This window comes from Paracoccus ferrooxidans (assembly GCF_029909815.1).
In the GTDB taxonomy this organism is placed as follows: Bacteria; Pseudomonadota; Alphaproteobacteria; order Rhodobacterales; family Rhodobacteraceae; genus Paracoccus; species Paracoccus versutus.
On the sequence record NZ_CP038201.1, the window covers coordinates 215,140 to 240,082 of the forward strand.

A 24,943-nucleotide genomic window follows, 5' to 3' on the forward strand; every position below is an offset into this window, starting at 1 on the left:
TCATGAAAGACATGAACGAAATCCAGGGCAACCTGGTCGGTGGCGAATGGCTGCTGGACGGCGACTGCCGGCCCAACGTCAACCCGTCCGATACGCGCGACATCATCGGGCGTTTTGCCTGCGCGGGCCGCGCCGCGGTCGACCAGGCCATCCAGGCTGCCCGGTCGGCCTTTCCGGCTTGGGCCTCTGCCGGTCCGCAGGTCCGGCATGACCTGCTTGATGCCGTCGGCACCGAATTGCTGGCGCGCAAGGAAGAGATCGGCCGCCTTCTTGCGCGGGAAGAGGGCAAGACCCTGCCCGAGGCCATGGGCGAGACCATCCGCGCAGGCCAGGTCTTCAAGTTCTTTGCCGGAGAGGCGCTGCGCGTCACCGGAGATGCCCAGCAGTCGGTCCGCCCCGGCATCGACGTCGCCGTCACCAGAGAGCCCGTGGGCGTCGTCGCCCTGATCACGCCCTGGAACTTTCCGATCGCCATCCCGGCCTGGAAGATCGCGCCCGCGCTGGCCTATGGCAATTGCGTAGTGTTGAAGCCCGCCGAATTGACGCCGGGCTGCGCCCATGTGATCGCGCAGCTTCTGCACAAGCATGGCTGCCCGGCCGGCGTCTTCAACCTGCTGATGGGGCCGGGATCGGTCGTGGGGGATGCCCTGGTGTCGCATCCGGGCGTCGACGCGGTGTCCTTCACCGGCTCGGCCGCGACCGGGTCGCGCATCGCCGCGACATGCGGCACCCTGCGCCGGAAGGTGCAGCTCGAGATGGGCGGCAAGAACCCGATGGTCGTGATGGATGACGCGGATCTGCGGACTGCGGTGCAGGCCTGCCTGAATGGCGCGTTCTTCTCGACCGGGCAGCGCTGCACCGCGTCTTCGCGGCTGATCGTGCAGAAAGGCATCCACGATGCCTTTGTCGAGATGCTTGGCCGCGAAATGCGGGCCCTGCGCGTTGGCGATGCCTTGCAGGCGGATACCCAGATCGGGCCGGTGGTCGACCAGCGCCAGCTGGATTCCAACCTTGCCTATGTCGAGCTGGCGCGAAGCGAAGCGGCCGAGGTGGTTGGCGGCGAGCGGCTGGAGCTGGAAAAGCCCGGTTTCTACCAGGCCCCGGCCTTGTTCCTGGAAACGACGAACGACGCCCGCATCAACCGCGAGGAAATCTTCGGTCCCTGCGCCTCGGTCATCCGGGTCGGGGATTTCGACGAGGCCCTGGCCATTGCCAATGACACGGAGTTCGGCCTTTCAGCCGGGATCTGCACTGGCAGCCTGAAATACGCGTCGGAATTCCGCCGCAGGGTCGAGGCGGGGATGGTCATGGTGAATCTTCCGACCGCGGGCGTCGACTATCATGTGCCGTTCGGAGGGCGTAAGGGCTCGTCCTTCGGTCCGCGGGAACAGGGCCGCTATGCTGCCGAGTTCTACACGGTGGTGAAGACAGCTTATCAGCTTGCCTAGCAATCGGGCCACTGGCCACCCATGCCATGGCCTGGAGGCGGGACGAATGCATGGCTAAGCCCGCGCGGGCCGGTGGCGCATCCCGTTCCGGCCCGCGAAGCGCGGCGCGGGGACCATGCCATCGAAGGGTCGAAGCTCGGCTTGCCGATCCCGAAGCGCGATCCGAATGCCGCCTTGCCGGGACCGGGCGATTTGCCGCGCGTCGGCATCATGGCAGGGCTGGGCTTTGCCATGCTGGGGCTTTGGGACATGCGGGCGGGGCGGCCTCTGCGATGGGCTGCGCTTGTCGGGGGCCTTCGGGGCCTCGACCAAGATCGGTTGCCAGCCCTTTACCGGCCATGGCCTGAGGCGCATCCCGGAATCGCATGCGCTGCTGGCCGTGGCGGCCTGGCGGATCGACTTTGTCGTGGTCTCTTTCTGCGCCTTTCCGCGGCGCAGGCGGCCTGCGAGCGGATCGCCGCGACTCCGGTGCCCTTAGCCTATTCCCTGTTTCTGCCCCGTTGGGCGCTGGTCTTCCGCCTGCTGCCGCCTTTTGCTCTGGCCGGGTCGCTGGGCTGGTGGATGCTGCTGCGGGTGCTTTGCTCGCCTATACCTTCTTCGGGCTCAGCACGCTGAGCCATCAGCTGGAAGGCCCGTTCGCTGTCGTCTATGCCGTCTTCCTGGGCATCGTCCATCGCAAGCTGAACTTTGCCGAATTCTACCTTAGTCTGGTCCATACCGGCACTTCGGTCGGTGCGCTGATGACGGTCGTCTCGGTCTCGGGGCTGGACGCCTGGCTCATCGCGCGCGAGCAGATCCCGATGATGCGGGCGCAGAACGTCTCGGAGATGGTGTCGGGCCCGACCCTGATCTTCGTCGCCATCCTGCTGCTGGTGCTGGGCCTGTTCATGGATGCCACGTTCATGGATGCCACGCCGGTGATCCTGATGCCGACGATCTGAGGGCAGGGCTGGCAAACCGCCCGCGGCTGATCACTTGGGAAGGTGGTTTACCCATCCTTCACGACGGGGCCATCGTGGGCGGAATCGGTGTGTCGGGGGCGCAGGGACAGGAGGACGCGGAATGTGCCCAGGCGGCGCTTTGCCGTCTGGGCCTGTCCAGCGGGATCTGAAGCGGGTCAGGCGCTGACCAGGCGCAGGATCGTGTCGATATTGAAGCGGAGGCGCTCTTCCAGCGCCTCTTTCGCCATCAGGTCGCGCTCGAAGATGATCGAGCCGGTGAAGCGGTTGGTCAGATAGTAATAGCCGATCGCGGCGATGGTGATGTTCAACTGCACCGGATCGATTCCTGGCCGGAACTCGCCGCTTGCAACCCCGCGCTGCAGGATGGTGTCGACCATCGACACGAAGCGGCGGCTGTAGATCTTGACGATCTCGGATTTCTTCAGGTGCTTGGCCCGGTGAAGGTTCTCGCTGTTGACCAGCGTGATGAACTCGGGGTGCTTCAGGTAATATTCCCAGGTGAAGCGCACCAGCCGCTCCAGCGCCTCTTTCGGGGGCAGGTGGTCCAGGTCCAGCTTCTGTTCGGCGTCGCGAATGTCGATATAGGCATTCTCCAGCACGGTCTGGAACAACTCTTCCTTGCTGCCGAAGTAGTGATAGAGCATCCGCTTGTTGGCATCGGCCTTTTCCGCAATCACGTCCACGCGGGCGCCGCCCAGGCCATTGCGGGAAAACTCGTTCAGCGCCGCCTTGAGGATGCGTGCCTTGGTCGCTTCCGCATCGCGGGTGCGGTGCTTGGTGCGCTGTGGCGTCTTGGCTTCTGCGGTCACGCTGCGTCTCCGGTAATTCTGTGCTGGTCCAATGCCGTCCTACGGAAAGTTATCGCACTCCTTGCCCGGCGCAAGACGGAGATGGCAACTTTATGCACCATCCGGTTAATGATTCCGCTTGACTCGCCTCCCCTCAAACAAGTAACCAGTTAGTGCATTATCGACTGTGCCGCCATCTCGGGTCTGAGGAGAGATCCTGGCGGCGCCTTGCAAGGGAGGCTGAGGATGTCCACATTCATCAAGGACTTTATCGACCGCGAGGTCATGACCCGCCGCAAGCTGCTGCTGGCGGGTGCCGCCGGCATCGCGACGATGGCCGTTCCGGGGATGTCCGGCCGCGGGCAGGCGCGCGCCGCGCTGGTGGACCCTGCCATTGCCTGGAGCTATCGCGACCGTGCCTCGGCCTATTGGAACGCTGTCGTGTCGGGCGGTGAGGCCTTTGTCGAATCCATCGGGCGCGGCAAATCCGATCTGGTCAGCCTGATCAGCGAGGGGTCGTCGGAAAAATCGCTGGCCGACATCAAGGCTTTCCTGGCCAAGACCGGCGGCAACTGCGCCATCGCCTGCGATCCGAACGACAGTCCCAACGCCCGGCCCATCGTCGAGGCGGTGCAGGCGGCGGGGGGCTATATCTCGACCATCTGGAACAAGACCGACGACCTGCACCCTTGGGATTTCGGCGACAACTACGTCAGCCACATGACCTGGTCGGACGAACAGCCGTCCGAGCAGACCGCGCGGATCCTGTTCGAGGCGATGGGCGGCAAGGGCGGCGTCGTGCACCTGGGCGGGATCGCGGCGAACAATCCGGCGGTCGAGCGGTTGGCCGGGCTGCATAACGCCCTGAAGGATTTCCCCGACATCGAACTGCTGGACGCGCAGCCCGCCGATTGGGACACGACCAAGGCGGCGCAGCTGATGTCGTCCTTCCTGACCCGCTATGGCGAACGCATCACCGGCGTTCACTGCGCCGCCGACAACATCGCCTATGGCGTGATCGAGGCGCTGCGGGCCGAAGGCATCACCGACATGCCGATCGTCGCCTACGACGGCAATCCCGAGGCGGTGAAGCTGGTCATGGACGGCCAGCTTCTGGCGACGGTCTTTACCAATCCCTATTGGGGTGGCGGCATCTCGGCGGCCCTAGCCTATCATGCCGCGATCGGCACGTTCAAACCCTCGGACGAGCCGCAGGAGCATCGCGAGTTCTACGGCCCGACGATCCTGATCACGCAGGCCGATGCAGCCGAGTTCAAGGCCCAGTATCTGGACGCCACGCCGGACTATGACTGGACCGATTTCTGGGGGCCGGGCAACGGCCAGATCCAGTATCGCTGACTTCTGAAAATCCACGGGTCGACCGCGCTGCGGTCCTCCCCGCCGTCCTTTCCAGGGGCGCGCGGCCGGGCAGTGTTGAGGAGAACTGCGTTGAAGATGAAGCTCACCCGCGAGAATGTCATCCGATGGGCTCCGGCCCTCGTGCTGCTGGGGCTGGTCGTGCTGTTCACGGCGATCAATCCCGCCTTCCTGTCGCAACGCAACCTGGCCCGGATCGCGCTGGCCGCGACGCCGCCGATGATGGTGGCGCTTGGCGTCACCTTCATCATCGTCATGGGCTCCATCGACCTGTCGATGGAGGGGGCGGTGTCGCTTTGCGCGGTGCTGTTCTGCCTGCTGTTCCTGAAGCTGGGCGGTTCCCTGGGCGCGGGCGCCTGGCTGGCCATTCCGGCGATCCTGCTCTGCGGCGCCTTCTTCGGCTGGCTGACCGGGATGGTCCATGTGCGGCTTCAGATCCCGTCGTTCATGGCCAGCCTGGCGATGGGCTTCGTTGGCACCGGGGCGGCGGTGTTGGTCACGGGCGGGGATATCGTCCGCATTGATGACGATGTGTTCCGCGCCCTGCTGACCTGGCGCATCCTTGGCTTTCCGCTGATGGTCCATATCGCCGTCCTGCTGGTCCTGCTGGCCTGGTTCATCCAGAACCACACGACGCTTGGCCGTAACTTCTACGCCGTCGGCGGCGGCGAGGAGCTTGCCCATGCCTCGGGCGTGAACGTGCGCCGGGTGCGGCTGGCGGGTTTCGCGCTGGCCGGGGTGTTCTACGCCATCGCCGCGATCTTCCAGGTGGCGCGGCTGGGGCAGGCGGAATCGGTGACAGGCGCGAACCTGATGTTCATCGCCATCACCTCGGTCGTCGTCGGCGGCGTCGCGCTGTGGGGTGGGATCGGCGGCGTGCTGAACGCGGTCGTCGGCGTGCTGATCGTCAATGTCATCGGCAATGGCATGGTCGTCATCGGCCTGCCCAACTACCTGCAGGACGGGTTGCTGGGCGTCCTTGTCATCGTCGCGGTCGTGCTGTCCACCGACCGGCGGCTTGTCAGTTTCGCGAAATGAGGCCGCCATGTATCAGCTAAGCTCGGTCGACAAGAAATTCCCCGGCGTCCATGCGCTGAAATCCATCGACTTCCACATCAAGCGCGGCGAGATCGTCGGGCTGGTCGGTGAGAACGGCGCAGGAAAGTCGACGCTGATGAAGGTGATCTACGGCGCCTATCAGCCCGACGGCGGCCAGATCCTGATCGACGGCAAGCCGGTGCATTTCGCCAATCCCCGGCAGGCGATGAAACGCGGCATCGGCATGGTCTTCCAGGAACAGTCGCTGATCCCCAACCTGACGGTGATGGAGAACATCTTCCTGGGCTACGAGGCGCAGTTCACCCGCCTGGGCGTGGTGAACTGGAAGGCGATGGCCGCGGCTGCGAAGAAACAGCTTGCCAAGGTCAAGCTGGAGATCGATCCCGCCACGGTGACTTCGGCCCTGTCCTTTGCGCAGCGCCAGCTGGTCGAACTGGCCAAGGTGCTGACGCTGGAGGAACGGGTCGAGGGCGACCTGGTCATCCTGCTGGACGAGCCGACCTCGGTTCTGTCCGAGGAGGAGGTGAAGCTGCTCTTCAAGCTGGTGCGCGAGCTGACCAGCCGCGCGTCCTTCATCTTCGTCAGCCACCGCATGGACGAGGTGATGGCGCTTTCGGACCGCATCTATGTGATGAAGGACGGGCAGGTGATGGATGTCGTCGCCAAGGCCGATGCCGATGCCAGCGCGATCCAGCACAAGATGGTCGGCCGCCACGTGGACCGCGAATATTACCGCGAACAGCGCCAGAAGCCCTATGACGCCTCGCGGACGCTGTTCGAGATGCGCGACATCGTCCTGCCGGGGCGCCCGCACAAGCTGGACCTGGCGCTGCATCCGGGCGAGGTGCTGTGCCTGGTCGGGACCGAAGGCTCGGGCCGCGAGGCGATCCTGCGCACGATCTACGGGATGCTGGCGCCGGTTTCGGGCCGCTTCGAGATGAAGGGGCAAGAGCTTCACGGCTTCAATCCGCGCCGCTCGGTCGCGATGGGCGTGGGCTATGTGCCGCGCGAGCGCAAGGTCGAGGGCATCGTTTCGGGCATGAACGTCTATGAGAACATGACCCTTTCCCAGCTGGGACGCTATTCCAGGGCGGGGGTGATCGACGTGGCGCGCGAAAAGGCGCTGGCGCGGGACTGGATCAGGAAGCTGTCGATCAAGGCGCATTCCGAATTCGCCGATTGCGGCAACCTGTCGGGCGGCAACCAGCAGAAGGTGGTGCTGTCGAAATGGCGTTCGGGCGGGTCCGACATCATGCTGCTGGACCACCCGACGCGAGGGTTGGACATCGGCGCCAAGGAAGACGTCTACGACATGATCCGCGACATGAGCGACGACGGCGTCGGCATCGTGCTGGTGGCCGACACGCTGGAAGAGGCCATCGGCCTGTCGCACACCATCGTCGTGCTGAAGGATGGCGCGATCCGGCAGCGCTTCGATTGCCGGCCGGGCGCCAAGCCTTCGCTTTTCGACCTTCTCCACCACATGATCTGAGGCGCAGATGACCATGCAACGCATCAAACCGCATCTTCCCTGGATCACCCTGCTGGTGCTGACCGCCATGGTCGGCGTGGTGGATCCGAATTTCCTGCGCCCCGCGAACCTGCTGAGCCTTGCGGGCGACATCGTGCCGCTGTTCATCATGGCGCTGGGGCTGACCTTTGCCATCTATATCGGCGGGATCGACCTTTCGGTGCAGTCGATGGCCAACATGATCACGGTCATCGCCTCGATCTACCTCGCCTCGCTGGGGGCCTGGGTGGCGGTGCTATGCATCGCGGCGGGCTTCGGGCTTGGCATGGTGTCGGGCTTCCTGACCACGCGGCTCTGCGTGCCCTCGTTCATCTCGACCCTGGCGGTGGGCGGGGTCTGCTTTTCGATCGCGCAATGGCTGTCGGGCAACCGCGCCCTGAACATGGATGCCGAACAGAGGAACGCCGTCTTCGGCTGGATGATCGGCCATACCGGCATCGTCCCGAACGAGCTGTTCCTGGCCGCCGCCCTGCTGGCGCTGTGCCTGTTCATCGAACGGCGCACCATCCTGGGCCGGGTGCTGAAGGCCGTGGGCGCGGGCGAGCCGGCGGCGAAGGCATCCGGCATCGATGTCGGGCGCTACAAGATGCTGGCCTTCGCGATTTCCGGGGCGCTGGCGGCGATTGCGGGGCTGTTGTTCTCGGTCAAGCTGTCGGGCGGCGCGCCGACCATCGCCAACGGCTTCCTGCTGCCCGCCATCGTCGCGGTGCTGGTCGGCGGCACACCCCTGACCGGGGGCGTCGGCGGCGTGCTGAACACGCTGATCGGCACGCTGATCGTCGCCGTCATCCGGGCCTCGATGCTTTATCTGGGGGTCGAGGCGACGCAGCAGCAGATGCTGTTCGGACTGGTGCTGATCGGCGCCATCGCCCTGACCATCGACCGCTCGAAACTGCGCACGGTGAAGTAAGCCATGACCATGATGAAAGCAGCCGTCCTGACCGCCCCGCGCCGCTTCGAGCTGCGCGAGGTGCCGCGCCCCCGGATCGGCGCGGACGAGGTGCTGATCCGCGTGATCCGAACCGGGATCTGCGGCACCGACCTGCATATGTTCCACGGCCATTATGCGGCCGACGACCTGCCGATCATTCCGGGGCACGAATTTTGCGGCATCATCGAGGAGGCCGGCGCAAACCAGCGCCATCTGGCGCCGGGCCGGATGGTGGTCGCCGACATCAATATCGGCTGCGGGCATTGCTACTGGTGCCGCTGCAACGAGGTGCTGAACTGCCCCGAGATGGCGCAGCTTGGCATCACCCGCGACGGCGCCTTTGCCGAATGCGTCGCGCTGCCCGGTCGGCTGGTCATTCCCGCGCCCGATGACATCGCCCCCGAGATCCTCGCCCTGACCGAGCCGGTCGCCTGCGTGGTCCGCGCGGCGCGCAAGGCACAGGCCGGGATCGCGCAATCGGTCGTGGTGCTGGGTGCGGGGCCGGTCGGCAACCTGCATGTGCAGATGATGCGGCTTGTGGGGGCTGCGCCGATCATCGTGGCCGACCTGTCCGCGGAACGCTGCGCGATGGCTTTCGATGCCGGCGCCGATGCCGCGGTCAGCGATCCCGCGCGACTGAAGGCCACGGTGCTTGAGCTGACTGGCGGCCGGGGTGCGGATCTGGTGATCGAAAGCGTGGGCCATCCGGCGCTTTACGCCACCGCATTCGACCTGATCCGCAAGGGCGGCCATGTCGCCTTCTTCGGCCTGACCGGCGCTGACGCGGCGGTTCCGGTGCCGATCCTGCGCACGATCCTGGAAGAAAACAGCCTGAAAGGTTCGGTCGCAGGCATGGGTCAGGACATGCATGACGCGCTGGCGCTGCTGGCGCATGGCCGGTTTCGCACCGATGCCTTCACCACGGCCTCTTATCCGCTTGAGCGCATCCAGGAGGCTTTCGAGACCATGGCCGAGCGGCCCGCCGACCTGAAGACCCAGATCGTCATTTCGCAGAACTGACATTGCAGCATTCCCCAGGAGCCCGACACGATGGACCAGATCGCCCGCACCCTTTCCCTGCCGGAGTCGCCGCGCGAATTCGGCTTTTTCATCGACGGCGAATGGCGGCAGGGCCGCGAATTGGCCGAACAGCGCTCGCCCGCGCATGGCGTGCCGGTGACGCGGGTGGCGCGCTGCACCACGGGCGACCTGGACGATGCCGTTGCCGCCGCGCGCCGCGCCTTCGAGGATCGCAGCTGGGCCGGCATCTCGGGTGGCGAGCGCGCGGGCGTGCTGCTGCGCGCGGCCGAAATCCTGCGCCGCCGCCGCGACGAGGTCGCCTATTGGGAGGTGCTGGAAAACGGCAAGCCGATCAGCCAGGCGCGGGCCGAGATCGAAGGCTGCATCGCCTGTTTCGAGACTGCCGCCGGCGCCGCCCGGCTGCTGCATGGCGACAGCTTCAACTCGCTGGGCGACGGGCTGTTCGGCATGGTCCTGCGCGAGCCCATCGGCGTGGTCGGGCTGATCACGCCCTGGAACTTTCCCTTCCTGATCCTGTGCGAGCGGGTGCCCTTCATCCTCGCCTCGGGCTGCACGATGGTGGTGAAGCCTTCCGAAGTGACCAGCGCCACCACGCTGATCCTTGCGGAGATCCTGGCCGAGGCCGGCTTGCCGAAGGGCGTCTACAACGTCGTCACCGGACCCGGTGGCACCGTGGGGCAGGCGATGGCCGAACATCCCGACATCGACATGCTGTCCTTTACCGGCTCGACCGGGGTGGGGCGGTCCTGCGTCCACGCCGCCGCCGACAGCAATTTCAAGAAGCTGGGGCTGGAGCTGGGCGGCAAGAACCCGATCATCGTCTTTGCCGACAGCGACCTTGAGGATGCCGCCGACGCGGCGGCCTTCGGCATCAGCTTCAACACCGGGCAATGCTGCGTTTCTTCCAGCCGGCTGGTCGTCGAGGCGTCGGTGGCCGACGAGTTCGAGCGCCTGCTGGTCGAGAAGATGCGCCGCATCCGCATCGGCGACCCGCTGGATGATGCGACCCAGGTGGGCGCCATCACCACCGAGGCGCAGAACCGGACGATCCTGGGCTATATCGACAAGGGCCGGCAGGAAGGGGCGCGCCTTCTGACCGGCGGCGAGGTGCTGGAAATCGGCGCGGGCCGCTTCATCGCGCCGACGCTGTTCTCGGGCGTGCGCCGGGACATGGCCATCGCGCGGGACGAGATCTTCGGCCCGGTCCTGTCCTCGTTCCGCTTCGAGACCGTGGACGAGGCCATCGCCATCGCCAACGATACCGTCTACGGGTTGGCGGCCTCGCTGTGGACGAAGGATCTGGACAAGGCGCTGACCGTGACGCGGCGCGTTCGTGCGGGCCGGTTCTGGGTCAACACGATCATGGCGGGCGGGCCGGAAATGCCGCTGGGCGGCTTCCGGCAATCCGGCTGGGGCCGCGAGGCTGGCATCTATGGCGTCGAGGAATATACCCAGATCAAGTCGGTCCATGTCGAGATCGGCAAGCGCGCGCATTGGATCAAGTAAGGGGGCGGCGTAATGGCGCAGGGTTACGACTACGTCATCATCGGCGGCGGTTCGGCCGGCTGCGTGCTGGCCGCGCGGCTGTCCGAGGACAGCCAGGCGCGGGTCTGCCTGATCGAGGCCGGGGGCAAGGACAGCAACCCGCTGATCCACATGCCGGTGGGATTCGCCAAGATGACCACCGGGCCGCTGACCTGGGGGCTGGTGACCGCGCCGCAGCGCCATGCCAACAACCGCGAGATCCCCTATGCCCAGGCCCGCGTCCTGGGTGGTGGCTCCTCGATCAATGCCGAGATCTTCACCCGCGGCCACCCGTCCGATTACGACCGCTGGGTCGAGGAGGGCGCCGAGGGCTGGGGCGCGGAGGAGGTGCGGCGCTACTTCCGCCGCTCGGAAGGGAACACGATCCTGTCGGGCGAATGGCACGGCACCGAGGGCCCGCTGGGGGTGTCGAACCTGCCCAGCCCCAATGTCCTCAGCCGCGCCTTCGTGCAAAGCTGCCAGGAGGCCGGCATCCCCTATAATCCCGATTTCAACGGGCCGATGCAGGAAGGCGCGGGCATCTATCAGACGACGATCCGCAACAACCGGCGCTGTTCCGCGGCCGTGGGCTATCTGCGCCCGGTGCTGTCGCGGCCGAACCTGACGGTGCTGACCGGCGCGCTGGTGTTGCGGCTGGTCTTCGAGGGCAGCCGGGCGGTGGGTGTCGAATATGTCGCCGGCAAGGGTGGCGCGCCGGTGGTGGCGCGGGCCGAGCGTGAGGTGATCGTGACCTCGGGCGCCATCGGCTCGCCCAAGCTGTTGATGCTGTCGGGGGTCGGCCCCGCCGATCACCTGCGCAGACACGGCATCGAGGTGGTGCAGGACTTGCCCGGCGTGGGCCGGAACCTTCAGGACCATTTCGGCATCGACATCGTGGCCGAGTTGAAGGGCCATGAAAGCCTCGACCGCTACGGAAAGCCGCATTGGATGGTCTGGGCCGGGCTGCAATACCTGCTGTTCAATTCCGGGCCGGTGACTTCGAACGTGGTCGAGGGCGGGGCCTTCTGGTATGCCGACCGCGACGCGCCTTGCCCTGACCTGCAATTCCATTTCCTGGCCGGCGCGGGGGCCGAGGCGGGCGTGCCCTCGGTGCCGAAGGGGTGTTCGGGGATCACGCTGAACAGCTATACCCTGCGGCCGAAATCGCGGGGCACGGTGACGCTGCGGTCCTCCGATCCGCGCGACAATCCGGTAGTCGATCCGAACTTCCTGGCCGAACCCGAGGATCTGCGCATCTCGACCGAGGGGGTAAGGATCAGCCGCGAGATCTTCGGCCAGCATTCGCTGGGGAAATATATCCGCGAATTGCGCTTTCCCGATGCGAGCGTGCGCACGCAGGCGGATTACGAGGCCTATGCGCGCCAATACGGCCGCACCTCATACCATCCGACCTGCACCTGCAAGATGGGGCGCGACGAGATGGCGGTGGTCGATCCGCAGCTGCGCGTTCACGGGCTGGACGGGCTAAGGATCTGCGACAGCTCGGTCATGCCCTCGCTGATCGGGTCGAACACCAATGCACCGACGATCATGATCGCCGAGAAGGCATCCGACATGATCCGGGGCAATCGCTGAGGCTTTGCCGGGCGCGGTCGTTGCCGCGCCCTTGCGCATCAGTCCCAACTGGGGGCGTAGGGCACCCGGTCGCGGTCCACGATGCGGTAATTCGTGCCGTTCAGCGCGTCGATCCGGGCCATCTCGTCCGCCGAGAGCGTGAAATCCATGATCTCCAGATTGGCCCGGATATTCTCCGGCCTGGTGGACATGGTGTACATGCTGAGACCCTTTTGCAGGATCCAGCGCAAGACGACCTGAGCGGCGGATTTCCCATGCGTCCCGCCGATTTCCCCGAGCAACGGGTATTTGAAGACCTCGCCGCGCGCGAGAGAACAGTATGACGACAGCGGAATGCCGGTTTCCCTGGCCGCCTCCAGCAGGCGCGACTGATCCAGCAATGGGTGGAATTCGACCTGGTTCGTGACCAGGGGCACATCGACCACCGCACGCGCCTGATGCATCATTGCGGCGGTATAGTTCGAGACGCCGATATGGCTGGCCAATCCAGCCTCATATGCCTTTTGCAGCAGGTTCAGCGACGGCGTGATGTCGCCTCCGGCCGGCGGCCAATGCAGAAGCAGCACATCGATCCGGTCGATTCGCAAGGCACGCAGGCTGGACTCGACCGAAGGCAAAAAGCGCGATTCGCTAAAATTCTCGGGCCTGACCTTGGTGATGATGCAAAACCGGTCGCGCGCGATCCCGGTCTCGGCCAGGGCGGCGCCGGTGTCCGCTTCGTTCTCATAACCCTGCGCGGTGTCAAAGGTCCGGTATCCCGCCTGGACCGCCGTATGGATCGCGTGACGCAGAGCGCCACCCTTTAAGGGAAACGTGCCGAATCCCTGCAGGAATCCGGGTTGCAGCAGAATGTTCATCGCGATCCTCCTCATCATGTTCCTGCGTCGCGCCGATCCCGGTTTTCCTCTTGCCGGGAGGGGCGGATCACAGATATATAGATAACCAGTTAGTTACTTAAGATGCAATTGCGAAGGAGGAGCGTAATGTCCAAGATCCGCACCGCCCATCAGGCGGCAGAACTGGTCCGCGACGGCGCGGTGATCGCGGTGAACTCGTCCTCGGGATTGCTGTGCCCCGATCATGTCCTGGCGGCCCTGGGCGAGCGCTTTGCGCAGGAAGGTGCCCCGCGCGGCCTGACGACCATCCATCCGATCGCTGCCGGCGACATGTTCGGCACCCCCGGCGTGGACCATATCGCCCATCCCGGCATGATCGCGCGGATCATCGGCGGTTCCTATCCCTCGGGGCCGTCCAATGCCGAGCCGCCGAAGATCTGGCAGCGCATCCTGGCCGAGGAGGTTGCGGCCTATAACGTGCCCTCGGGCATCGTCTTCGACATGCTGCGCGAGGGGGCGGCGCAGCGGCCCGGCGTGCTGACCAAGGTCGGCATGGAGACCTTTGCCGATCCTGCGCTGGACGGCTGCGCGATGAACGCCACCGCCCGCGCCGCGCCCATCGTCAAGCGCGTGGCCTTCGAGGGCGAGGACTGGCTGTATTTCCCCGCGTTGCGACCCGATGTGGCGCTGATCCGCGCGACCACGGCGGACGAGAACGGCAACCTGACCTTCGAGGACGAGGGCGCGACCCTTGGCGCGATGGAAATGGCGCTGGCCGCGCATAACTGCGGCGGCATCGTCATTGCGCAGGTCCGGCGTGTCGCCGCGCAAGGCACGCTGAAGCCGCATGACGTGAAGGTGCCGGGCATCCTGGTCGATGTGATCGTCGAGGCGCCCGATCAGTTGCAGACCACCGCGACGCCGCACGACCCCGCCATCTCGGGCGAGGTCTTCCGGCCGCTGTCCAGTTTCCGCGCGGCGGATTTCAATCCCGGCAAGATCATCGCCAGGCGCGTCGCGCAAGAGCTGCGATCGGGATGGGCGGTGAATATCGGCTTTGGCATCTCGGCCAATGTGCCGCGCATCCTGATCGAGGAGGGCCTGCATGGCGCGGTGACTTGGGTCATCGAGCAAGGCGCGGTCGGCGGCGTGCCGCTGCTGGATTTCAAGTTCGGCTGCGCCAGCAATGCCGAGGCTTTCGTGGCTTCGCCGCATCAGTTCTGCTATTTCCAGGCGGGCGGTTTCGACTGTTCCCTGCTGTCCTTCCTGGAAATCGACGCCGAGGGCTCGGTCAATGTCAGCCGCCTTGCCGCGACGCCGCATCGGACGGCGGGGGCGGGCGGGTTCGTGGACATCACGGCGCGGGCGAAGCGGATCGTCTTTTCGGGCAATTTCAATGCAGGGGCGAAGATGCGGCTTGAGGGTGGCAGGCTGGTCATCGACCGCGAGGGCAAGGTTGCCAAGATCGTGCCCAAGGTCGATCAGGTCAGCTTCTCGGGCCGTCGCGCGGTGGCGCAGGGGCAGCAGGTCATCTATGTCACCGAGCGCTGCGTGTTGCGCCTGTTGCCCGAAGGGCTGACGGTGGCCGAGATCGCGCCTGGCGTCGACCTGCAACGGGACGTGCTGGACCAGGCCGCAACGCCCTTGCGCGTGGCGGATGACCTGAAGGAAATGGATGCAGCGCTGTTTCGGGACGCGCCGATGGGCCTGGTGCTGTGAGCGAAGATCCGCGCCTGGACCTGCGGATCGGGGCGGGCATCGCGCGGCTGGCCATCCGCCGCCCGGACAAGCTGAACGCCCTGGATGCCGAAATGGTGGACGGATTGTTGCCCCTTTGCCAGCGGATCGAGCGATCCGATGCGCGGGTGGTGATCCTGACGGGCGAGGGCGGGCGCTCGTTCTGCGCGGGCGGCGATATTGCCGCCTGGTCGCAACTGTCGCCCGATGATTTCGGCCGCCGCTGGCTGCGCGACGGCCATGCCGCCTTCGACGCGCTGGCCCGCCTGGTGCAGCCGGTGATCGCGGTGCTGAACGGGCATTGCCTTGGCGGTGGGCTGGAACTGGCGGCCTGCGCCGACTACCGCCTGGCCGAGGCGCATGTGCGGATCGGCTTGCCCGAAACCTCGCTTGGCATCATCCCCGGCTGGTCGGGAACGCAACGTGCGGTGCGTCGATTCGGTGCCGGTGCGGTGCGTCGGATGGCGCTGTTTGGCGAGGTTTTCGGTGCCAAGGAAGCGCAGCGCCTTGGGCTGGTCGATCAGGTCGTCCCGACGGGCGCTGGCATGGCTGCCGCCGAGGCGCTGGCCGCGCGGGTGATTGCCCGCGCCCCGCGCGCAACGGAAATCACCAAGATGCTGGTCAACGCCGCCGAGGGCGAGGAACGCGAGCGCGTGCTCGAGGCGCTGGCCGGCAGCGTCGCCGCCGCATCCGGCGATCTGCGGGAAGGGCTTGCGGCGTTCCGCGAAAAGCGCTCTGCAAGGTTCGGAGCGACGGGTCGAGAGGGGGAGATGGAATGAAAGCCGAGGATCGCGATTTCCTGGCCGGGCTTTTCGACGCGGCGGTGGCTGCTGCCGATCCCGAAACCGCGCTGGCTGCGCATCTGCCGGATCGTCCCAGGGGCCGCACGGTCGTGGTCGGCGCCGGCAAGGGTGCGGCGCAACTGGCGGCGGCGTTCGAGCGCCTGTGGGACGCGCCGGTCGAGGGCGTGGTGGTCACGCGCTACGGCTATGGCTGCGATATCCGCAATATCCGCGTGATCGAGGCCGCGCATCCCGTTCCCGATCAGGCCGGGCTTGCGGCAGCCGAGGCCTTGTTCCAGGCCGTCCGCGGGCTGAGCAAGGACGATCTGGTCGTGGCGCTGGTCTGCGGCGGCGGCTCGGCGTTGCTGCCGGCGCCGCCCGAGGGGCTGACGCTGGAGGACGAGATCGAGCTGAATCGCATCCTGCTGGCCAGCGGTGCGCCGATCTCGGTGATGAATGCGATCCGCAAGCAGGTCTCGCGCATCAAGGGCGGCAGGCTGGCGCTCGCGGCGCATCCGGCGCGGGTGGTGTCGCTGGTCGTCTCGGACGTGCCGGGCGACGATCCGGCGCAGGTCGCCTCGGGTCCGACGGTGCCGGACGCGGCCACCCGCGAGGAAGCGCGGCGCATGATCGAGGCGTGGCGGATCGCGCTGCCGCCGCGGCTGGCGGAGTGGTTCGCGGGTCAGGATGGTCTGCCGCCGGATCCCGCCGATCCCCGTTTCAAGGGGCATGAGGTCCGCGTGGTGGCATCGGCACGGCTGTCGCTTGAAGCGGCTGCCGCGCGGGCCGGGGCGGCGGGGGTTCCGGCGGTGATCCTGTCGGACGCGATCGAGGGCGAAGCGCGCGACGTGGCCCGCGTTCATGCCGCCATCGCCCGCGAGGTGGCGACCCGAAGCCGGCCTTTCGCGCGCCCGGTGGTGATCCTGTCGGGCGGCGAGACGACCGTGACCCTGCGAGGCCGGGGGCGCGGCGGGCGAAACAGCGAGTTCCTGCTGGCGCTCGCCTTGGGAATCGAGGGCCTGCCCATCGCGGCACTGGCCGCCGATACCGACGGCATCGACGGGTCCGAGGATAACGCAGGCGCCTTCGCCGATGGCGGCAGCATGGCGCGGCTGCGCGCCTTGGGCCTTGACCCCGCGGCGATGCTGGCGGGCAATGATGCCTGGTCCGCCTTTGCTGCCCTGGGCGATCTGTTCGTGCCCGGTCCGACCGGCATCAATGTCAACGATTTCCGGGCCATCCTGATCCGGTAAAGGCGGCGCCGGTATCGCCACCGGCGCCGGCAAGCTCAGGCCGGGACCGGCGCATCCCCGCGCAGCAGGCCGTTGTCCTTCAAGGCTTGCCAGAACTCGGCCGGGATCGGGTGATCCATCCAGGCGAGGTTCTGCTCCAACTGCCGGACGGTCCGCGTGCCGGCGCAGAAGGACGGCACCGCCGGATGTGCCACCACGAATTGCAGCGCCGCGGCGGGCAGCGGGACGTCGTATTCGGCGCAGACCGCCTCGATCTTCGCCACCCGGTCCATGATTTCGGCCGGGGCGGGGGCGTAGTTGTATTTCGCGCCCGGCTTGGCACCCGTCGCCAGAATGCCCGAGTTGAAGCCGCCGCCCACGACCACGGCCGCGCCGCGTTCCTCGCAAAGCGGCAGGAACTCGTCCAGGGCGTCCTGTTCAAGCAACGTATAGCGGCCGGCCAGCAGGAAGCAGTCGAAGTCGCGCTGCTTCAGCGCCTCGTGGCAGACCTGCCATTCGTTCACGCCGACGCCGATGGCCTTGACCATCTTGTCGTCGCGCAGCCGGGCCAGCGCCTTGTAGCATCCGTCCATGGCCTGGCGGAAAACCTCGGGCTGCTCGCTGCCGCGGGTATAGACGTCGATGTCGTGGATGAAGAGGATGTCGATGCGTTCCAGCGCCAGCCGCTGCAGGCTGTCCTCGAAGGCGCGCATCGTGCCGTCGTAGCTGTAGTCGAACTCCATCGTGAAGGGCGCCGCATTCACCCAGGGCGCAAAGTCGATGCTGTCGCGCCGGGCCGGGCGCAGCAGGCGGCCGACCTTCGAGGACAGCACGAAATCGTCGCGGTTTCGCCAGCGCAGCGCCTCGGACGTGCGCAGTTCGGACAGGCCGTGGCCATACATCGGCGCAGTATCGAAATAGCGCACGCCGGCATCCCAGGCGTGATCGAACATCGCGCGCGAGGTCTGGTCGTCGATCTCGCGGAATATGTTCCCCACCGGGGCGGTGCCGAAGGCGAAACCAGTCACCTCGAGGTCGGTGCGGCCGAACTTGCGCATATCCGAGGGTTTCATCCATGTCCTCCCATAAGTAACCATATGGTTATTAACTGCCACATTTCGCGATCCCCGGCAAGGGCCGCGATTTTGAGGTTGACGCCTTGGCGCCGGCGAAAATAAAGTAACCAGATAGTTATATATCCGAGGGGGGATTCGCAGATGTATTTGACCGAGACCCAGCTGCAGGTGCGAGACATGGCCCGCGCCTTCGCTGATGAGGTCATCCGGCCTGCAGCCGAGGCGCTGGACCGCGACGAGCGTTTCCCGGCCGAGATCTATGACGAGATGGCCAAGCTGGGCCTGTTCGGCATCGGCGTGCCGGAAAGCATGGGCGGGCCCGGCTTCGACACGCTGACCTATGCCGTGGTGATGGAGGAGCTGTCGCGCGGCTATGCCAGCGTGGCCGACCAGTGCGGTCTGCTGGAGCTGATCTCGACGCTTCTGGTGCGCCACGGCACGGATGCGCAGCGCAAGCTGCTGCCCGAGATCCTGGCGATGCGCCGCAAGGTCGCCTATTGCATCACCGAGCCCGAGGCGGGGACCGACGTTTCCGGCATTCGCACCACGGCAGAGCGCGACGGCGACGGCTGGGTGCTGAACGGCGGCAAGATCTGGATCCACAACGCGCCCGTCGCCGACCTGGGCTTCGTCCTGGCCCGCACCGACAAGGATGCCGGCAATCGCGGCATGTCGATCTTTGTCGTCGATCTGCACGCCAAGGGCGTCGAGCGCGGCCCCAAGGAACACAAGATGGGCCAGCGCGCCAGCCAGGTCGGGGCGCTGACCTTTACCGACGTGCGGCTTGGCGCCGATGCCATGCTGGGCGAGCCGGGGCGCGGCTTCCACATGATGATGAGCGTGCTGGACAAGGGCCGGGTCGGCATCGCCGCGCTGGCCGTGGGCATCGGCCAGGCGGGGCTCGAGGCCGCGCTGGACTATGCCGGGACGCGCAAGCAGTTCGGCAAGCAGATCGTCGAGTTCCAGGGCGTGCAATGGCTTCTGGCCGACATGGCCAAGGACATCGAGGCCGCGCGCCTGCTGGTCCACTCGGCGGCGTCCAGGATCGACAACGGCCAGGACGCGACCAAGGCCTGCTCGATGGCGAAATGCTTTGCCGGCGACATGGCGGTGGCGCGCACGGCGGATGCGGTGCAGGTCTTCGGCGGCTCGGGCTATATCCGGGGCTTCGAGGTCGAGCGGCTGTATCGCGATGCCAAGATCACCCAGATCTACGAGGGCACAAACCAGATCCAGCGCATGATCATCGCCCGCGAACTGCTGAAGAAGGGCGCGCAGGCATGAGACAGGCCGCCCTTGTCACCGGCTCCTCGCGCGGGATCGGCCTGGCCGCGGCCGAGGCGCTGGCGCGCGAAGGTTTCGCCATCGCCGTGAACGGCCCCGCCGACGATGCCGAATTGCAGGCCGCCGTGGCCCGCATCGCCGCGCTTGGCGTGCCGGTCGTCGCCGCGCCTTTCGACGTGACCGGCATCGCCGGCCATGACGCGGCGCTTCAACGGATCGAGGACGCGCTCGGCCCCCTGACCACGCTGGTCAACAACGCGGGTGTGGGCGTCATGCAACGCGGCGACCTGCTTGAGGTCAGCGAGGCAAGCTGGGACCGCTGCCTGGCCGTCAACAGCAAGGCGATGTTCTTCCTGTCGCAAGCCTTCGCCCGCCGCCTGTTGGCGCGGAAACGCCCCGAGGCGCTGTTCCATGCCATCGTCAACGTCACCTCGTCGAACGCGGTGGCGGTGGCGGTGCAGCGCTCGGAATATTGCGCCTCGAAAGCCGCCGCCGCGATGGTGTCCAAGGCGCTGGCGGTGCGGCTGGGCCCCGAAAACATCGCCGTCTACGATGTGCAGCCCGGCCTGATCGCGACCGAGATGACCGCCCCCGTGATCGACGCCTATCGCCAGCGCGCCGAGCAGGGCTTGACGCTGTTTCCCCGCGTGGGCCAGCCCGCCGACATGGGCGCCATCATCGCATCGCTGGCCTCGGGCCGGCTTCCCTATACCACCGGACAGGCGATCTCGGCCGACGCCGGGATGCTGGTTCCGCGCTTCTGAAAGGTGCCGCCATGAAGATCGCACTTCCCGATACGCAAGGCCGCCTGGCCGACTACACGCTGACCGGCACCCCCATCGCGCAGGCCGTGCTGCCCGCGAATCCGGCCCGCATCGTCTATTCCGCCGCCCATGTGGTGGCCGATCCCTTCACCGCCAGCGATCCCTCGGGGCGCGCGGCGGTGGATTGGGACAGGACGATGGCGTTCCGCCGCTACCTGGCGGGCCTCGGCCTTGGCATTGCCGAGGCGATGGATACGGCGCAGCGCGGCATGGGCCTCGACTGGCGCGGCGCGCTGGAACTGATCCGCCGGACCAAGGCGGAACTGCCCGAGGCGCTGGTCGGCAACGGCTGCGGCACCGATCACCTGGACCCGTCGGAGGCGAAGACGCTGGACGACGTCATCCGCGCCTATCTGGAACAGGTCGAGGCGATCCAGGCCGTCGGCGGCCGCATCGTGCTGATGGCCAGCCGCGCCCTGGCCCGCGTCGCGACCTGCCCCGAAGATTACCTGCATGTCTATGGCAAGGTGCTGTCGGCCTGCGACCAGCCGGTGATCCTGCACTGGCTGGGCGAGATGTTCGACCCCGCCCTGGCCGGCTATTGGGGCGGTTCGGATTTCGACGCCACGCTGGAGACCGTGCTGGCGGTGATCGAGCAAAACCTCGCCAGGGTTGACGGCATCAAGATGTCGCTCTTGGACAAGGACAAGGAGATCGCCTTGCGCCGCCGCCTGCCCGCGGGCGTGAAGATGTATACCGGGGACGATTTCAACTATCCCGAACTGATCGAGGGCGACGACCAAGGCTTCAGCCATGCCTTGCTGGGGATCTTCGACCCGCTGGCCCCCGCCGCCGCCTATGCCGTCAACCGGCTGGCCGAAGGGGACAGGGCAGGTTTCCGCGCCGCCCTGGACCCGACCGTTCCGCTGGCCCGCACGATCTTTCGCGCCCCGACGCAATACTACAAGACCGGCGTGGTCTTCCTGGCCTGGCTGAACGGTTTCCAGGATCATTTCATCATGCTGAACGGCCATCAGGCGATGCGGCCCTTGCCCTATTTCACCGAAGTCTTCCGCCGGTCGGACGCCTGCGGGTTGCTGCGAGACCCGGAACTGGCGGTGCGCCGAATGAAAACGCTGCTGGCAGTTCACGGGGCATAGGAATGCGTGATTTCAGCCGCGACATGTCCGCATTGGCCCTGAACACCGCCACGCTTGGCCATAATGTCGAGGGGGCAGGCGCCGGTTGGTCGCCCGAACGCACCATCGACGCCTGCGCCGAGCGCGGCTATGGCGGCATCGTCTTCTGGCGGCGCGAGATCGGATCCCGCGCCGCAGGGATTGCCGCCCATGCCCGCGCCGCCGGGCTGACGGTGGCCGGGCTGTGCCGGGCCCCGTTCCTCGTCGGACCCCTGGCGCCACGGGGCAGGCAGGCAGTGATGGATGATTTCCACGCCTCGATCGACATGGCGGCAGAACTTGGCGCGCCGGTCCTGACCATCGTGACCGGAGGGGTCGAGCCGGGCACGCGCGGCGTTGCCGAAAGTCTGCGCCTCGTCGCCGACCGCGTGGCCGAGGTTGCCCCTTACGCCGCAGAACGAGGCGTGCGCCTGGCGCTTGAGCCGCTGAATCCCGTCTATGGCGGCAACCGCTCCTGCCTGACGACGCTGCGCGACGCCCTGGATATTTGCGACGCGCTTGACGCGCCCAATGTCGGCGTGGCGGTCGATGTCTACCATGTCTGGTGGGACACTGACCTGCCACGGCAACTGGCCCGCGCCGGAGGGCGCATCCTCGGCCACCACCTTTGCGACTGGCTGGCCGATACCTCGGATGTGCTGCTGGATCGCGGCATGATGGGTGACGGCGTTGCCGATCTGAAAGCCATCCGTTCCGCGGTCGAAGCGGCCGGCTACCAGGGCCTCTGCGAGGTCGAGATCTTTTCGGCAGGCAACTGGTGGAAGCGCGATCCAGCCGAAGTGCTCGATACCATCGTCACGCGCTTCCGATCCGTCTGTTGATTGTTCCAGGAGGAAAAACCATGAAGCTCCTCGTCCCCGTGAAGCGCGTGATCGACTACAACGTGAAGGCCCGTGTGAAGGCGGACGGGTCTGGTGTCGATCTTGCGAATGTGAAGATGTCGATGAACCCGTTCGACGAGATCGCGGTCGAGGAGGCGATCCGGCTGAAGGAGAAAGGCCAAGCCGAAGAGATCATCGCCGTCTCGATCGGCGTGAAGCAGGCGGCGGAGACGCTGCGCACGGCCTTGGCGATGGGCGCCGACCGCGCCATTCTCGTCACCGCTACGGACGACGTGCAGCAGGACATCGAGCCCTTGGCGGTGGCGAAGATCCTCGCCGCGGTGGCCAAGGCCGAGGGCACCGAGCTGGTCATCGCCGGCAAGCAGGCGATCGACAACGACATGAACGCGACCGGGCAGATGCTGGCGGCGCTGCTGGGCTGGGCGCAGGCGACCTTCGCCTCGAAGCTCGAGATCGACGGGGCCAAGGCCAGGGTGACGCGCGAGGTCGACGGCGGCCTCCAGACCATCGCGGTGGCGCTGCCGGCGGTGGTCACCGCCGACCTGCGGCTGAACGAGCCGCGCTATGCGAGCCTTCCGAACATCATGAAGGCCAAGAAGAAGCCCTTGGAGGAAAAGACCGCAGCCGATTACGGCGTCGACGTCGCGCCGCGGCTGGAGGTGGTCTCGGTGCGCGAGCCCGAGGGCCGCAAGGCCGGCATCAAGGTCGGCTCGGTGGACGAGCTGGTCGGCAAGTTGAAGGAAGCGGGGGTGATCTGATGGCTGTTCTGCTGCTTGGGGAAGTGACGAACGGGGTGCTGAACCGCGACGCGACGGCGAAGGCGGTGGGCGCGGTCGGGTCCTTGGGCGAGGTGACGGTGCTCTGCGCCGGCGCGCAGGCCAAGGCCGCGGGCGAGGAGGCGGCGAAGATCGCCGGCGTCGCCAAGGTTCTGGTGGCGGAAGCCCCGCTCTATGGCCACCGGCTGGCCGAGCCGACGGCGGCGCTGATCGTGGGCCTTGCCGGCGATTACGACCACATCGCGGCGCCGGCGACGACGGATGCCAAGAACGTGATGCCGCGCGTCGCGGCGCTTCTGGACGTGATGGTGCTGTCGGACGTCTCGGCGGTGATCGATGCGGATACGTTCGAGCGCCCGATCTATGCCGGCAACGCCATCCAGGTGGTGCGCTCGAAGGACGCCAGGAAGGTCTTCACCATCCGCACCGCGAGCTTCGACGCGGCGGGGATCGGCGGTTCGGCCAGCGTGGCGGAGACCGCCGCCGCCGCCGATCCGGGCCTGTCGGCCTGGGTTGCCGACGAGGTGGCCGAGAGCGACCGCCCCGAGCTGACCTCGGCCAAGCGGGTGGTCTCGGGCGGCCGCGGCCTGGGCTCGAAGGAGAGCTTTGCCATCATCGAGGCGCTTGCCGACAAGCTCGGCGCCGCGGTGGGGGCAAGCCGCGCGGCGGTGGACTCGGGCTATGCGCCGAACGACTGGCAGGTCGGCCAGACCGGCAAGGTGGTGGCGCCCGAGCTTTACGTCGCGGTGGGCATCTCGGGGGCGATCCAGCACCTTGCGGGGATGAAGGACAGCAAGGTGATCGTTGCGATCAACAAGGACGAGGAGGCGCCGATCTTCCAGGTCGCCGACTACGGGCTGGTCGGAGACCTGTTCAGCGTCGTCCCGGAATTGACCGGCAAGCTCTGAACTTCTCTGTTCCGCAAATACTCCGGGGGGGAGCGCCCCTGCGGCCCCATCGAGGGGCCGCAGGGGCGCGGGGGGCAGAGCCCCCCGCCCCGCCCCGCAACCGCCACCAGCCAGCCAGGGAGGCCGAGCCATGTCCGAAATTGAACGCGAGTCGATGGAATACGACGTTGTGATCGTCGGCGGCGGCCCGCTGGAAGCCGGCGCGGCGCGGAAACCCCGCGCTGCAGACGCCCGGCGGATTATGCCACCGACCCCCACCATGGGGCGAGACTTCCGCGCCAAGCCCCGCTAGGCTGGCTAGTCGTGTCTGGAAACCACGCCATTCCGGCGGGTTGCAAGGGTGCGGTGGTATTCAGCCTCGGCGCGGGCGCAGGGTCCATGTTGCCGCCTACGGCGGAGCCGACTGGATCAGGCGAAGGCCATCAGGGGATAATGAATTGCCGATCACTCGCCGGATCAGGGAGTCCTGACGTTTCAGGTGCGATCTTGGGACCGGAAGTATTTCGGGACACGGCTGCGCGGCCCAGTATCCCGCGGCCTGCCAGCCACAGGCAAGCATTTCTGAAAGCGCGCCTCTCGCGACCAGCGTGATTTGCCTCAAGCCCGTGCCACCCGCAGGGCATCACCTGCTTCCCGCAAAGCGACAGGATTGCGCCCCGTTCGCCCGTGAAGATCGATCCTCTGGCCCTTCGTTTCCGGCTGGATCACCGTCTTCTCGATCAGTCCGCGCAGGATGGTCGCCGCATCAGCCGCGTATCGCCGCGATCAGCGCGGCCAGGTCCTGCCCGCAGATCGGGGCGATGCCGGGTGGATCACCGCAGGCGAGCGCCGGGGGCATGGTCTTGCTGAGCAGCTCGTCGCGCATCCGCCCGTTGAAGCCTTCCACGAAACCGTTCCGCATCGGCTTGCTCGTTGCGAGAGAATGCCATTCCTCGCTGCCCGAGGCAGCACCGCTGGATGGCATTCGAAGTCGGTCCCGCGCCGTGGTTACATGCCGATGGGATCGGAAGGGCCTGGCATCGCCGGCGACGACCACGCCTGACCGTTGACATCCCCATCCCGCATTCGCATGCTGGCCACTCCACCAGGGGTGTCCCGACAAGGGGCTGAGATACTGCTGAGCCATAAGGCAGCGCAGTGACCCTATGAACCTGATCCAGTTCATGCTGGCGTAGGGACGGTGCGGATGCCTTGCCGGTCGCGTGCGGCCAAGGGGGCATTCTTTTCCTTCCCGTCAGTGCTGGGTCTCC

General features: G+C 66.6%; 24 protein-coding genes, 1 pseudogene and 1 riboswitch. Of the genes and pseudogenes, 21 read left to right on the forward strand and 4 right to left on the reverse strand.

Annotated features, from left to right (window positions below):
* Positions 1-2: 2 nt before the first annotated feature.
* The 4 genes from E3U26_RS14065 to E3U26_RS14080 all read left to right on the forward strand — a co-directional run bounded on the left by E3U26_RS14065 (position 3) and on the right by E3U26_RS14080 (position 2,559).
* On the forward strand, positions 3-1,448 hold the full coding sequence (locus tag E3U26_RS14065) for an aldehyde dehydrogenase family protein (protein ID WP_499106235.1): 1,446 nt from the start codon (positions 3-5) through the stop codon (positions 1,446-1,448).
* A gap of 249 nt (positions 1,449-1,697) precedes the next feature.
* Positions 1,698-2,063 carry a hypothetical protein gene (locus E3U26_RS14070; RefSeq protein WP_499106371.1) on the forward strand — a complete coding sequence of 122 codons (366 nt, stop codon included), beginning with the start codon at positions 1,698-1,700 and terminating at the stop codon, positions 2,061-2,063.
* Entirely contained in the window at positions 2,027-2,389 is a 363-nt protein-coding gene (locus E3U26_RS14075; protein WP_499106236.1) for a TRAP transporter large permease subunit, read from the forward strand. The genes E3U26_RS14070 and E3U26_RS14075 overlap by 37 nt, the downstream gene beginning before the upstream one ends.
* A gap of 53 nt (positions 2,390-2,442) precedes the next feature.
* Positions 2,443-2,559, forward strand: a complete 117-nt coding sequence (locus tag E3U26_RS14080; protein ID WP_499106372.1) for a heme-binding protein — start codon at positions 2,443-2,445, stop codon at positions 2,557-2,559.
* Positions 2,560-2,565: 6 nt separating this feature from the next.
* Here the strand turns inward: E3U26_RS14080 and E3U26_RS14085 are convergent, their stop codons facing one another.
* Positions 2,566-3,219 carry a TetR/AcrR family transcriptional regulator gene (locus tag E3U26_RS14085; RefSeq protein ID WP_036750604.1) on the reverse strand — a complete coding sequence of 218 codons (654 nt, stop codon included), beginning with the start codon at positions 3,217-3,219 and terminating at the stop codon, positions 2,566-2,568.
* A 225-nt stretch (positions 3,220-3,444) separates the two neighbouring features.
* Here E3U26_RS14085 and E3U26_RS14090 point away from each other — a divergent pair, with 225 nt between their 5' ends.
* From E3U26_RS14090 to E3U26_RS14120, 7 genes are all read left to right on the forward strand, one after another.
* Complete coding sequence (locus E3U26_RS14090; protein ID WP_499106237.1) at positions 3,445-4,557, forward strand: sugar ABC transporter substrate-binding protein; 1,113 nt, start codon at positions 3,445-3,447, stop codon at positions 4,555-4,557.
* A 96-nt stretch (positions 4,558-4,653) separates the two neighbouring features.
* Positions 4,654-5,613, forward strand: a complete 960-nt coding sequence (locus E3U26_RS14095) for an ABC transporter permease (RefSeq protein ID WP_036750608.1) — start codon at positions 4,654-4,656, stop codon at positions 5,611-5,613.
* 7 nt (positions 5,614-5,620) lie between these two features.
* Complete coding sequence (locus tag E3U26_RS14100; RefSeq protein WP_499106238.1) at positions 5,621-7,126, forward strand: sugar ABC transporter ATP-binding protein; 1,506 nt, start codon at positions 5,621-5,623, stop codon at positions 7,124-7,126.
* Between the two features lie 7 nt (positions 7,127-7,133).
* Entirely contained in the window at positions 7,134-8,075 is a 942-nt protein-coding gene (locus E3U26_RS14105; protein ID WP_028717433.1) for an ABC transporter permease, read from the forward strand.
* Positions 8,076-8,078: 3 nt separating this feature from the next.
* On the forward strand, positions 8,079-9,116 hold the full coding sequence (locus E3U26_RS14110; protein WP_499106239.1) for a zinc-dependent alcohol dehydrogenase: 1,038 nt from the start codon (positions 8,079-8,081) through the stop codon (positions 9,114-9,116).
* Positions 9,117-9,146: 30 nt separating this feature from the next.
* The gene (locus E3U26_RS14115) at positions 9,147-10,643 is read left to right on the forward strand and encodes an aldehyde dehydrogenase family protein (RefSeq protein WP_499106240.1); all 1,497 of its coding nucleotides are present in this window, start codon (positions 9,147-9,149) and stop codon (positions 10,641-10,643) included.
* 12 nt (positions 10,644-10,655) lie between these two features.
* Positions 10,656-12,257 (forward strand): GMC family oxidoreductase, encoded by a 1,602-nt coding sequence (locus E3U26_RS14120; RefSeq protein WP_499106241.1) that lies wholly within the window; start codon positions 10,656-10,658, stop codon positions 12,255-12,257.
* A gap of 38 nt (positions 12,258-12,295) precedes the next feature.
* On the opposite strand, the gene E3U26_RS14125 is transcribed toward E3U26_RS14120, so the two are convergent.
* Positions 12,296-13,114: an aldo-keto reductase family protein gene (locus E3U26_RS14125; RefSeq protein ID WP_499106242.1), complete on the reverse strand. Its 819-nt coding sequence runs from the start codon at positions 13,112-13,114 to the stop codon at positions 12,296-12,298.
* 126 nt (positions 13,115-13,240) lie between these two features.
* Here E3U26_RS14125 and E3U26_RS14130 point away from each other — a divergent pair, with 126 nt between their 5' ends.
* The 3 genes from E3U26_RS14130 to E3U26_RS14140 are packed head-to-tail and all read left to right on the forward strand — an operon-like array spanning position 13,241 to position 16,865.
* On the forward strand, positions 13,241-14,812 hold the full coding sequence (locus E3U26_RS14130) for an acyl CoA:acetate/3-ketoacid CoA transferase (RefSeq protein ID WP_499106243.1): 1,572 nt from the start codon (positions 13,241-13,243) through the stop codon (positions 14,810-14,812).
* Positions 14,809-15,609: an enoyl-CoA hydratase/isomerase family protein gene (locus tag E3U26_RS14135; protein ID WP_499106244.1), complete on the forward strand. Its 801-nt coding sequence runs from the start codon at positions 14,809-14,811 to the stop codon at positions 15,607-15,609. The genes E3U26_RS14130 and E3U26_RS14135 overlap by 4 nt, the downstream gene beginning before the upstream one ends.
* Entirely contained in the window at positions 15,606-16,865 is a 1,260-nt protein-coding gene (locus tag E3U26_RS14140; RefSeq protein ID WP_499106245.1) for a glycerate kinase type-2 family protein, read from the forward strand. Before E3U26_RS14135 ends, E3U26_RS14140 begins: the two co-directional genes overlap by 4 nt.
* Before the next feature lie 35 nt (positions 16,866-16,900).
* Here the strand turns inward: E3U26_RS14140 and E3U26_RS14145 are convergent, their stop codons facing one another.
* Positions 16,901-17,917 carry an aldo-keto reductase family protein gene (locus E3U26_RS14145; RefSeq protein WP_499106246.1) on the reverse strand — a complete coding sequence of 339 codons (1,017 nt, stop codon included), beginning with the start codon at positions 17,915-17,917 and terminating at the stop codon, positions 16,901-16,903.
* A gap of 144 nt (positions 17,918-18,061) precedes the next feature.
* Between E3U26_RS14145 and E3U26_RS14150 the strand changes: the two genes are divergently transcribed.
* The 7 genes from E3U26_RS14150 to E3U26_RS14180 all read left to right on the forward strand — a co-directional run bounded on the left by E3U26_RS14150 (position 18,062) and on the right by E3U26_RS14180 (position 23,985).
* Positions 18,062-19,204: an acyl-CoA dehydrogenase family protein gene (locus E3U26_RS14150; RefSeq protein ID WP_499106247.1), complete on the forward strand. Its 1,143-nt coding sequence runs from the start codon at positions 18,062-18,064 to the stop codon at positions 19,202-19,204.
* Positions 19,201-19,968: a 3-ketoacyl-ACP reductase gene (locus E3U26_RS14155; RefSeq protein WP_072461871.1), complete on the forward strand. Its 768-nt coding sequence runs from the start codon at positions 19,201-19,203 to the stop codon at positions 19,966-19,968. Before E3U26_RS14150 ends, E3U26_RS14155 begins: the two co-directional genes overlap by 4 nt.
* Before the next feature lie 11 nt (positions 19,969-19,979).
* A complete protein-coding gene (locus tag E3U26_RS14160) occupies positions 19,980-21,128 on the forward strand; it encodes a dihydrodipicolinate synthase family protein (RefSeq protein WP_499106248.1) in 1,149 nt (382 codons plus the stop codon).
* Positions 21,129-21,130: 2 nt separating this feature from the next.
* Positions 21,131-21,988 carry a sugar phosphate isomerase/epimerase family protein gene (locus tag E3U26_RS14165; RefSeq protein WP_449043876.1) on the forward strand — a complete coding sequence of 286 codons (858 nt, stop codon included), beginning with the start codon at positions 21,131-21,133 and terminating at the stop codon, positions 21,986-21,988.
* A gap of 20 nt (positions 21,989-22,008) precedes the next feature.
* A complete protein-coding gene (locus E3U26_RS14170; RefSeq protein WP_499106249.1) occupies positions 22,009-22,767 on the forward strand; it encodes an electron transfer flavoprotein subunit beta/FixA family protein in 759 nt (252 codons plus the stop codon).
* Entirely contained in the window at positions 22,767-23,693 is a 927-nt protein-coding gene (locus tag E3U26_RS14175) for an electron transfer flavoprotein subunit alpha/FixB family protein (protein WP_499106149.1), read from the forward strand. Before E3U26_RS14170 ends, E3U26_RS14175 begins: the two co-directional genes overlap by 1 nt.
* A gap of 130 nt (positions 23,694-23,823) precedes the next feature.
* On the forward strand, positions 23,824-23,985 hold the full coding sequence (locus tag E3U26_RS14180) for a hypothetical protein (RefSeq protein ID WP_499106251.1): 162 nt from the start codon (positions 23,824-23,826) through the stop codon (positions 23,983-23,985).
* A 543-nt stretch (positions 23,986-24,528) separates the two neighbouring features.
* Here the strand turns inward: E3U26_RS14180 and E3U26_RS14185 are convergent.
* Positions 24,529-24,670: pseudogene (locus E3U26_RS14185) on the reverse strand (integrase core domain-containing protein); the annotation flags it as partial.
* A gap of 99 nt (positions 24,671-24,769) precedes the next feature.
* Positions 24,770-24,889, forward strand: a riboswitch (TPP riboswitch).
* The last annotated feature ends 54 nt before the right edge of the window (positions 24,890-24,943 follow it).